Here is a 1,949-nt window from a genome sequence, read left to right as displayed (position 1 = left end):
CCAAAAAATGGAGAATCTCAAGGTGGTGCTGAATGGCTACAAAATACTGCTAGTTATTCTTTTCCTGTAGCTAGAATAGCTGATGCTTTATTAAATCCTGGGAAAGTTATAGACAATAATGGTTCTAAAATAACCTATCCTGATATTGACTTTATTTATTGGGCAGGTGGAAATCCATTAGTTCATCATCAAAATACAAACACTAACATCAAAGCATGGCAAAAACCAAGAACTATAGTTGTAAATGAAATTTATTGGACTCCAACTGCGAAAATGGCAGATATTGTAATGCCTACCACAAGTTCTTATGAACGAGATGATATTACCATGAGTGGAGATTATTCTAATATGAATATAGCTCCAATGAAGCAAGCAGTATTACCAATAGGCGAGAGCAAAGATGACTATGAAATTTTTGCTGATATTTGTAAAGTGTATGGAGATGATGTATTTAATGCTTATACCGAAAATGGTAAAAAAGCAAAAGATTTTATTAAAGAATACTACAATAGCGCTTTAAAACAAACTCAAGCTTATGGGGATGTATTTGAGCCAAAAATGCCAAGTTTTGAAGAATTTTGGGCCAAAAATGAGCCTATAACTTTTTCTCCAACCATAGAAAGCATGGAATGGGTGAGATTTTCTGAATTTATTGAAGATCCTATCTTAAATGCTCTAGGCACTGAATCAGGCTTGATAGAAATTTACTCAAAAACTATCGAAAAGTATAACTATAAAGACTGCAAAGCACATCCAATGTGGATGGAGCCGATAGAATGGCTAGGAAATGCTACCAAGGAAACACCTTTTCATCTACTAACTAATCATCCAACAGATAGGCTTCACTCTCAAATGTGTCATACCTCATTGCGTGAAAAATATGCAGTAAATGATAGAGAACCTATCTTAATCAATCCTATTGATGCTAAAAAACTTGGAATCAAAAATGGCGATATTGTAAGAGTTTTCAATAAAAGAGGTCAAGTTCTCGCAGGTGCTGTGGTAACTAAAGATATTATGCCAAATGTTGTAAAATTATGCGAAGGTGGCTGGTATGATCCAAATGATGAAGGAATGTGCAAATACGGAAATGTAAATGTCTTAACTATTGATATGCCAACTTCCGAATTAGCAAACGGAAACATTTCTCATACAGGCTTAGTAAATATAGAAAAATATAAAGGATTACCACCTAAAATAACAGCATTTACAGCTCCAAAAGGCGCTGTATAAACATTCTCTTTCTTAGAAGATAATTTCTTCTAAGAAACCAATTATCTACCAATACAATGACTTATTATAAACTTTATTATAAACAATATCACATATAACACTTTACAATACCATTTCAATATAAAAACCAAAAACATAAGCGATAAAAACTAAAAAACAAAATTTATCAAACTCACTATAAACATTTTAAAGTTAAAACGACTAAATCCCCAAACCATAAAAAACCTAAAACTAAATCAAACACTAAAAATAAGAATTAAAATATCTACGGTTAACAACCAAGTTGGCTAAACCACTAAATAAAAATCACAAAAAATAAAATAATAAAACCAACCACCAAATAAGCCATTAAAACAATTCAATAACTAACAACACAAATCTAAACCATAAAAAATAAAACAATAAACCCAAAAACCATAACATATAAGAATAAAAATCGATAACAAAATAAAAAAACAAACCACTCTAAAAATTAAACCAATAAACAGCTAAATAGCATATAAAACTAAATTTTATAAAATAAAAAATAATAATAAATACCCTATCTAATCAACACAAATTAATTAAAAATTTTCACAATATAACTAAATAATATATAAAAATAAATTTTATAACCAAATAAAAAAATAACAACTAACAATAAGCATAAAAAATAAACTAATTTAAGGATTAAGCCAATAAATAACTAAAATAACTAAAATAACTAAAATAACTAA

1 protein-coding gene is annotated in these 1,949 nt (G+C 28.9%); it reads left to right on the top strand.

Translation table 11 applies throughout. The features are described from left to right. A partial coding sequence (locus L8W64_RS08770; protein ID WP_263673534.1) for a molybdopterin dinucleotide binding domain-containing protein occupies positions 1–1,233 on the top strand: 1,233 nt, incomplete at its 5' end. Positions 1,234–1,949 lie beyond the last annotated feature (716 nt).

The organism is Campylobacter sp. IFREMER_LSEM_CL1097, from assembly GCF_025772225.1.
Lineage (GTDB): Bacteria > Campylobacterota > Campylobacteria > Campylobacterales > Campylobacteraceae > Campylobacter_D > Campylobacter_D lari_D.
Note: the sequence above shows the minus strand (reverse complement) of the source record. Positions and strands in the feature narration are given on the sequence as shown.